Annotated in this window: 1 protein-coding gene; it reads right to left on the bottom strand. The window is 66.9% G+C overall.

Going from position 1 to position 326, the window contains the following annotated elements; translation table 11 throughout:
- Positions 1-326 (bottom strand): right-handed parallel beta-helix repeat-containing protein (locus tag ACLZOT_RS51080; RefSeq protein ID WP_416976127.1); only part of this gene is annotated, 326 nt, incomplete at both ends.

Below are 326 nucleotides of genomic sequence, written 5' to 3'. Positions count from 1 at the left end.
GAAGCCGTGCAGCGTGTTGTCCCACGCGGCGTTGTTGTTCACCACATGCGCCACCGACGCTCCCCCGCCGCCGAGCTTGAACCCGTTGCCGTTGCCCTCGAAAGCCCCGTCACCCCACCGGTTCTTCCCGTTCCCGAAGGCCCAGGTGTGTTCGATGGTGACCGGCGAGGAGAACTGCCAGAGGTCGAGCCCGTCGTCGGAATTGCCGAACAGGCGTGCCCCGGTGATCCGGTTCCCCGTCCCGGAGCCGAACTTCACCGCGATCCCGTCGGCGTTCTGCCCGTGCCCTGCGGGGTCGTAGTTGCCGTGACTGTCCAGGTTCTGCA

Origin of the sequence: Streptomyces sp. 4F14 (assembly GCF_048159485.1) — a bacterium.
GTDB lineage: Bacteria > Actinomycetota > Actinomycetes > Streptomycetales > Streptomycetaceae > Streptomyces.
The sequence above is the reverse complement of the archived record's forward strand: the minus strand, read 5'-3'. Positions and strand labels throughout refer to the sequence as shown.